We start from the raw sequence: 7,438 nt of genomic DNA, 5'->3' as shown, positions 1-7,438 counted from the left end.
TGATTTTTTTCACTTTATCCAAAAAACACAACTGTAAAATTATTACTTTTTTAGTTTTTCGATTTCGTGTAAGGTTCTATGCATGTCTAGTGCAATAAGTACAATTAAATGGCTTTTCAATCAGAAAGTTAGGCAAATAGCTGCATAAAGTACAACTAGAAGAGAAATAAAAAATTTTAATCAAAATTCAAACCTCTTTGTCTATTCTGACGTTTACCTAAAATAACAGACCCATTAAATAGGAGGTTGGCTTCTCGCCGGCTAAATTGGAGATTAAAATCGGAGATACCGTTAAATTTGTGAATCGGGATGAGATTAGGCATTCCGCTACAGCGGACGATAAATCCTTTAACAGTGAGCTTATGGGAAAGGATGAATCCAAATCGTTTACCTTCGATAAGCAGGGTGAAATTAGTTACTTCTGTATTCCTCATCCGGGCATGAAGGGTACGATTATTGTTAAGGCCGACTAAAGAGATAAGTGCTTTCTCATCGGCAGGGGAACCGTTAGTTGGTTCTCCTGCTTTTACCATGCCGGTCTCGCCAAACTAGTCTGTTTCAATTATGATTAATATGGGTTCCTATCCTAAGTCGACCTGGAGGCATCGTCCACATGCATAATCTATCGGATTACGAATTGATGCTGCTCGTGAAACGAAAGCGGCAGGAAGCATTATCCGTTTTATACGACCGCTACGTAGGGTTGGTATACTCCTTTGCGTGGAAAGCGATGCGTGAAGAGCAGGCGGCTAGGGACATCGTTCAATCCGTTTTTGTTCGGCTGTGGACAACGGAATCAGATTATAATCCCGATAAAGGTCGTTTTACAAGCTGGCTAATCACGATTACTCGAAATCTATCAACGGATATGCTGCGCAAGCAACGTAAACATACCGATGGGTTGGTGCCCTATCTTCCTGAGGAACTGGAGAGCATTCCAGACCATGGTGTTTCTCCTGAAATTAGAGCTGAAAGGGAATCGCTCAAAGAACAAATTCGCAGTGCTTACTGTTTTCTGTCTAAGCAGCAGATCGAGCTGCTGGAGCATTTTTATTGGCAGGGGTATAGCTTGAAGGAATTGGCTTCCCATTATGGAGAACCCCTGGGTACAGTGAAGAATAGGCTGCATCAGGCCTTGAAAATATTGCGCAGACATCTGCTGGTGGAAGGAGAAGGATGATGATGAACAATAAACCGACATCTGAATGTGACTTGTGTCTGGACGTACTGTCCGGTGTCTGTACGGATGAAGAGCGGATTGCCTTCGAGCATCATCTCTTAACCTGCAGTGACTGCCAAACTGAACGAAATGAACTGCTACTTACATGGGGGGCGCTATACGCCAATATGGAACCTAAAGAACCACCAATGGATTTGAAGCAGCAGGTCATGGATGCTGCTTTTGCAACCGATAAGGATCTGGGTGTTCCACATGTAAATGTAATCCCTAGTAATCGTCGAGTTAGAACCGGAAGGAGTAGGATGTTTACTGCATCCGTATCCATAATACTTATTTTCTTCATTGTCGGCACCTTCTGGAACGTATGGTTATACCAGGAGCGAAGCAGGGGGCCCTTGCCCATCGAAGAAGCTTTGTCCGTATCTGCAACCCAAATCAAGCAGGTCATGATGCTTAAAGCTCAATCACCCTTGGAGGACGAAGCTTATGGAATTGCCTGTGTTGTCGACAACGGGCAGAGCAAACAGTTCGTTCTGTATGTCTACGGCGCCTCCGAAACGAACGGTAATCAGGCTTATCAAGTATGGCTTATCAAAGATGGGGTTCGCAGAAGCGCCGGCACCTTCCGGGTAAGTGATGATAGCAAGGGGGTCGGGGTGTTGGCAATGCCAATTCAGTCGGATACCTTGGACTTCGATAAGATCGGCATTACTCTCGAGCCTGACGACAAAGGGGATCAACCGAGAGGGCAGAAGATGTTTGGCTCGATTTAATAAGTAAAAGGACCAACTCCGTAAGGATGAAGAAACTCTGGACGGAAAGTAAATCGATTTTTCAGAATAAAAGCGTCTGAGCCATATCTACTTCGGGCTAAGACGCTTTTTTTGTTTACTTATTTTTTTGAGCGTTTTCATCTACAGATGTTCGATCATCCCCGTCTGCATGTATTGGAAGCATGCTTGGGTGTGGATGAATACTCATATCTTCGTATTTTGTTTTTGGATCATTGTCAGTTTCATCGGGTGTGTTGTCGTGAGGCATCAGTAAATCGCCCTTTCTGCAGTGGAGTGTGGTTCTTTAGCTTCAATTATTCATTAAATAACAACCGAAGGTGGGAGACATAGTCCTATTTCTTTGAAAAGATTGCGGATTTCAGCCCCTTTTGAAAGGTTGATCTTAATTTCTTTCAGAGCCGCATTTTTGACAAGATCCATGGCTTTCTCTTTGGAGCCGTCTTTCTCAATCACATTATCGTTTCCTTCTTTGTTGAGAATCCAGAAGATGTAGTTTAGACCTGGATTCTCTTCGGGAAAACTAAATACGATCACAAGGTGCACCTCAAATTGGTTGTCAAAAAATTGCATAACTCCACGGACGTAATTATCTTCATTTTTTTTGGAAGAAAGAGAAACACGCAGTGAATTCTGGATACCGATCTGCTCAATTTCCTCCAAAATATACTCAATGAACAGCTTCACATCATTTATCCTTTCCTTTAGATGCTGTAGTCTTTTATGGATTATTTATTTTAATATTCCCCATCAGTGACAATCTATAACAAAGTATAAGTATAACAGTGAAGGGACATTCTAACTTGGACATTGGTGTGAATCTCAAAGGAGGCTACCTTAACAATGGCTGAGCATCATACATCGGGTAAAACCATCGTGGCTATTGGCTCGATTCCATTGATTATGACACTGGGCAATTCAATGCTAATCCCAGTTTTGCCTAAAATGAAATCGGAGCTTCATCTCTCTTCGCTGCAGGTGAGTATGACGATAACCATATTCTCATTAGTTGCAGCTTTTTCTATACCTATTCTAGGGTATTTATCCGACCGATTCTCCCGTAAAGCCGTGATTATTCCAGCGTTAATCCTATATGGGTTAGGGGGGTTACTCGCGGGGTTTGCAGCGGCTTCTTTTTCTAAAGCCTATATATGGATCCTTGTGGGTCGAACCTTGCAGGGCATTGGAGCAGCAGGAACTGCCCCCATCGCCATGGCATTAGCGGGGGACCTGTTTAAAGGAGCAGAGGAGAGCAGGGTGCTAGGTCTTGTAGAAGCCTCCAATGGTTTTGGTAAGGTTATCTCACCCATTTTAGGATCATTAATTGCATTAATTGTCTGGTACGGAGCGTTTTTCGCTTTTCCTTTAGTTGTTCTGATTTCCATAGGTTTGACTTGGTTCTTTATCAAGGAGAAGGAGAAAGAGAAGGCACCGCCTGGTGTAAAAAAGTATTTTTCGGGATTAATGAGTGCATTTAGAGAACAGGGCAGATGGCTGTTTACAGCGTATTTAGCGGGAGCGACCTGTCTGTTTACCTTGTTTGGGATCCTTTTTTATTTATCGGAAATATTGGAAAAAACCCATAACATTACAGGGGTTATGAAAGGCCTAATGCTGGCCATACCGTTGTTAGTTATGTGTACTACATCGTATATAACCGGTGCTAAAATAGGTAAAAATCAAAAGCTTATGAAAAAGCTAATTGTGATTGGGTTTGTCTTAATGACTATTTCTTATGGAACCCTTTCGTTTATAAACAACCTAACCCTTTTTATTACCGTTCTTGCCTTAAGCAGTCTGGGAACAGGGTTTATCCTTCCTTGTATCAACAGCTTCATCACAGGAGCAGTAGGTAAAGAACGGCGGGGATTTGTTACTTCACTATATGGTTCTGTTCGTTTCTTGGGGGTTGCGATCGGACCTCCCCTATTCGGATTTCTTATGGAGTGGTCTAGAGTAGGGATGTTCTTGTCCATCGCAGGATTTACCTTCATCGTTGGAGTGCTAGCATTACTGATGATACGGGTTAACAATAATCAGGATGAAGAATCCTCAGGGAAAGAAGAAAAGAAGGGAAAACGTTCCATACAAGTATTAGAGACGGCCCCCGGCAGATAATAACATACTCCATGCTATTTTTTACGCCAAGCTAAAGTGTAAACAGGGGTTTCCCTTCCAAAGGGAGGTTTGTAGATCCAAGTAACAATTCTGGTTGACACCCACTGACATATGACGGCAAGAATAATGATCTTCCAATCAATGACATAAGCTGCTAATAAAAAGATAAATCCGTTCATCCAAAATAACGTTTTGCCTGGGTTAATGCGTTTAAACTTATAAATGGCTAATGCCACATAACCAATACCGCCGTTGGAGACCCTTTGACTCAATAGTATGGAGATGCCAGTACCCAATAGTATGGAACCTGCTAATAAGTCGAACCAAATATTTGGAAAAGGGGACTCAAAATATACATCCAAAACTTTAACAGAGACAGATGTAACGGTGATGACCATAATCGTGCCGAAAGCACTAATCTTTCCAAGGTACTGGACGGTAAAGAGTAAAAACATAATGTTCATTAGCCATAAACCTAAGCTCATAGGCAAGTGAAACCAGTAATTAAGCAGCACCGCTAATCCGGCAGCTCCGCCGGAAGGAATGGAATGTGGGAATAAAAAAACGGCCATACCAAATCCTTGGATGACTGACCCTGTGGTAATTAAAGAACCTTTTTTGCATAAACGCCGCAGGAAATATATCTTATTACTGCTTTGGTTGGCTTTCACAATATCACCCTAAGTGGAAATGTAATGGTACGCTAGTCCTTTTATTAATGTATGCTCGTTAACATAGAGAATGACATCTATAAAATCATGCGAATTCAAAAAAACAAAAAGACACTCCTAACTTTTTAAGTGGGGTGTCTTTTTTTGATATAAGGTATCCATCATACCCAAATAGGTAACTGCCCATCTGACCAGTGTCCTATCAACAAAAAAACCGCCTGTGCAGGCGGGTCTTGGCTGGCTATTTAAGCAAAAGTGCCGATTGAGAATAACACATCACCATAACCGTTTTGGATTAGCTTAGCTGAACTCGCGGCCAGCAATTCTTGCGAAGTGCGTTTATCACTATTCCAATGCAGAGCGACCCCATAAATGGACCAACTGACCATAATAATAGAAAGCTCAATATCCTCTGTGATGACATTTTTCTTATCGGTGGAGTGCTTAACAAGTTCCTTGATTAAAGTAGTCAAACGGCAGATGATTTTTTCTTCCATCAGGGACATAACAGAGGAAGTTATTTTTTTACATCCCATCTTGATACGTTTGAAATAATCGCATAATGCCAAAATTAATTTTTCGAGGGTTTCTAAGTTGAAGGGGTTATGCTCAATATTCCTCTCGGCAAGTGTCTGATTAAAAAGCTCTAGGAAGAGCGTCTCCAGCAGCTGATATTTATCTTCATAATGTGCATAGAAGGTGGCGCGATTAATAGTGGCTAGTTCCGTGATGTCTTTGACGGTAATCGACTCGAAATCACGTTCCATCATAAGTTTGGTAAAGGCATCTTTAATTAATTGTTTGGAACGTTTTACTCGCGGATCATTTTCATTGATGATCATCCGTTACACCTCAATCCTTGTATATGAGTAGGAAACCAACAGATTTGAAATAGTGTTGTTAAACCAACAAACCGCCGACATTGATGGTTGACCCAAGGGGTCCTGCATATTAGTATACTAGACAGTTGGCGCTTTAACAACGCGTGTTGCTTTTATAACCTTAAACGATTCAGACCCTAAAGATGGAGGGATTACTATGAGTGAAAGAATAGAGCAAGACCGGATAGCTCTTCTTACAGGCGCTAACAACGGAATTGGTTTAGAGCTGACTCGCAGACTGTTATCCGAAGGCTGGCAGGTCATCGCCTTGGTCCGCTCAGGGTTCCCTGAAGATGACATGCAAATAAACCAAGCTCTAAATATCAAGCAGCTTCGGATATATAAAGCGGAACTCACGGATTTTTCAAGCTTGAGAGCAGCCTTGAATCAAATCAAAGCAGAGGAAGACAAGATAGATGTGCTCTTTAATAATGCGGGGGGTAGCTTCCCTGATCTAAGATTTTCTAAGCAGGGTAGAGAGAGCCACTTCGAATTACAGACGGTTGTACCTTACATTATAGTTGAAGAACTTAAGGAGCTTTTGCATAGAGGTACATTGAAAACGATTATTAATACTTCGACCAATGCTTTTAAATTCCTCAAACAATTTGATCCCGATACTCTGGAGCATCCAACGGAGTTCAAGAAGCTCTTCGGACCTTATGCAGCTTCTAAGTTAGCACTGTCCTTGTGGACTCTGGAGATCGCACCATTGCTTGCATCCGAGGGACTCAAGATTCGCAGTGCAGACCCCGGGGGCAATAATACCTTAAGAAAAAATAAGAAATCAGGTTTACCATTTTATATGAAACCGATTATGAAGTTGGCTTTTCCGCCTCCTAGCAAAGGGGCCACGCTTTTATATGAAGCAGCTTTCGGTAAAAACAGAGAGTTATCAGGTGTTTTCCTTATTAAAGGGGAAGTGAGTGATCTGAAATTCATTAATCTGGGAAGTAAGGTTCTGGAGAAAGTAAGCTCGATATATAAAAGGGAATTCGATGTAGGTTCACCCTCAATGCCGTGAATATTAACAATATCCCCATTTTGAACAGCTTGTTCAATAATGTAAGGCGTTTTCACCTTTGGAAAACTTGAAGTCTCTCTATCTATCAGGTCAGATGTTGCACCAACAAAATGTTATCATGGAATTAAAATCCATAAATGAGATATAATCAACTAAGAAAAAAGTTCATATTTTCACATACCTAGATGGGATGGTGTTTATATTGTTGACTTTAGAGAAGGCGCTTCAAGAAGATGCAAAGTATCTGGCGGAAATTCAGAAAGCAAGCTTTGATGACGAATCTCAGCGCTTCGATAACAGTGAGGAGGGTGGAGGTCCTCCAGGTTATGATTCAGAAGAATGGCAGAAAGATATTATGCAACATGGGCACTATTTTAAAATCTTATGGAATAATGACATTGTGGGTGGAGCCATTATATTTGCAGACCAGCAACAAGCTCATTGCTTGGGTAGAATTTTTATTGATCCTAAATTTCAGGACAAAGGAATTGGAACTCTAGCCATTCAGGCCATAGAGAGCGAGTTCCAGAACGTTTCGAAGTGGTGGCTTGATACCCCGCAGTGGAGTACCAAAAACCATCATTTCTACGCTAAATGCGGGTATAGCAAGGTCGGGGAAAGAAACGATGAATTTATATTTGAGAAATTTGTCTAATTTATCTAAGACGAACTTAAGATATTAACTTAAGGCTCAGGCGTCTCTAACGTGAAAATTTGAACTTCCAGCCGCTAAAGTAAATACTTATAAGGGTAGATCGGGTGAAGAACTCTAT

General features: G+C 41.5%; 9 protein-coding genes. 5 read left to right on the top strand and 4 right to left on the bottom strand.

Annotation, left to right across the window (positions count from 1 at the left end):
• Positions 1-176: 176 nt before the first annotated feature.
• Positions 177-533 carry a hypothetical protein gene (locus tag J2T20_RS25925; RefSeq protein ID WP_307590647.1) on the bottom strand — a complete coding sequence of 119 codons (357 nt, stop codon included), beginning with the start codon at positions 531-533 and terminating at the stop codon, positions 177-179.
• Positions 534-613: 80 nt separating this feature from the next.
• Here J2T20_RS25925 and J2T20_RS17840 point away from each other — a divergent pair, with 80 nt between their 5' ends.
• Both J2T20_RS17840 and J2T20_RS17835 read left to right on the top strand, forming a co-directional pair.
• Positions 614-1,180, top strand: coding sequence for an RNA polymerase sigma factor (locus J2T20_RS17840; protein ID WP_307590645.1), 567 nt, complete (start codon positions 614-616; stop codon positions 1,178-1,180).
• Entirely contained in the window at positions 1,177-1,953 is a 777-nt protein-coding gene (locus tag J2T20_RS17835) for an anti-sigma factor (protein WP_307590643.1), read from the top strand. The genes J2T20_RS17840 and J2T20_RS17835 overlap by 4 nt, the downstream gene beginning before the upstream one ends.
• Positions 1,954-2,274: 321 nt before the next feature.
• Here J2T20_RS17835 and J2T20_RS17830 read toward each other — a convergent pair whose 3' ends face one another.
• The gene (locus tag J2T20_RS17830) at positions 2,275-2,658 is read right to left on the bottom strand and encodes a hypothetical protein (protein ID WP_307590641.1); all 384 of its coding nucleotides are present in this window, start codon (positions 2,656-2,658) and stop codon (positions 2,275-2,277) included.
• A 156-nt stretch (positions 2,659-2,814) separates the two neighbouring features.
• Here J2T20_RS17830 and J2T20_RS17825 point away from each other — a divergent pair, with 156 nt between their 5' ends.
• Positions 2,815-4,089, top strand: coding sequence for an MFS transporter (locus J2T20_RS17825; protein ID WP_307590639.1), 1,275 nt, complete (start codon positions 2,815-2,817; stop codon positions 4,087-4,089).
• Positions 4,090-4,103: 14 nt separating this feature from the next.
• Here the strand turns inward: J2T20_RS17825 and J2T20_RS17820 are convergent, their stop codons facing one another.
• The gene (locus J2T20_RS17820; protein ID WP_373457824.1) at positions 4,104-4,724 is read right to left on the bottom strand and encodes a YitT family protein; all 621 of its coding nucleotides are present in this window, start codon (positions 4,722-4,724) and stop codon (positions 4,104-4,106) included.
• Between the two features lie 281 nt (positions 4,725-5,005).
• Positions 5,006-5,602 (bottom strand): TetR family transcriptional regulator, encoded by a 597-nt coding sequence (locus J2T20_RS17815; protein ID WP_307590636.1) that lies wholly within the window; start codon positions 5,600-5,602, stop codon positions 5,006-5,008.
• Between the two features lie 196 nt (positions 5,603-5,798).
• Here J2T20_RS17815 and J2T20_RS17810 point away from each other — a divergent pair, with 196 nt between their 5' ends.
• Positions 5,799-6,665, top strand: coding sequence for an SDR family NAD(P)-dependent oxidoreductase (locus tag J2T20_RS17810; RefSeq protein WP_307590634.1), 867 nt, complete (start codon positions 5,799-5,801; stop codon positions 6,663-6,665).
• A gap of 193 nt (positions 6,666-6,858) precedes the next feature.
• Entirely contained in the window at positions 6,859-7,320 is a 462-nt protein-coding gene (locus J2T20_RS17805) for a GNAT family N-acetyltransferase (RefSeq protein ID WP_307590652.1), read from the top strand.
• Positions 7,321-7,438 lie beyond the last annotated feature (118 nt).

The organism is Paenibacillus wynnii, from assembly GCF_030812855.1.
In the GTDB taxonomy this organism is placed as follows: domain Bacteria; phylum Bacillota; class Bacilli; order Paenibacillales; family Paenibacillaceae; genus Paenibacillus_AQ; species Paenibacillus_AQ wynnii_A.
The sequence above is the reverse complement of the archived record's forward strand: the minus strand, read 5'-3'. Positions and strand labels throughout refer to the sequence as shown.

Coding starts and splice junctions, on each gene's coding strand:
- J2T20_RS25925 (WP_307590647.1), bottom strand. CDS start 533: ATGGTAAAAGCAGGAGAACCAACTAACGGTTCCCCTGCCGATGAGAAA.
- J2T20_RS17840 (WP_307590645.1), top strand. CDS start 614: ATGCATAATCTATCGGATTACGAATTGATGCTGCTCGTGAAACGAAAG.
- J2T20_RS17835 (WP_307590643.1), top strand. CDS start 1,177: ATGATGATGAACAATAAACCGACATCTGAATGTGACTTGTGTCTGGAC.
- J2T20_RS17825 (WP_307590639.1), top strand. CDS start 2,815: ATGGCTGAGCATCATACATCGGGTAAAACCATCGTGGCTATTGGCTCG.
- J2T20_RS17815 (WP_307590636.1), bottom strand. CDS start 5,602: ATGATCATCAATGAAAATGATCCGCGAGTAAAACGTTCCAAACAATTA.
- J2T20_RS17810 (WP_307590634.1), top strand. CDS start 5,799: ATGAGTGAAAGAATAGAGCAAGACCGGATAGCTCTTCTTACAGGCGCT.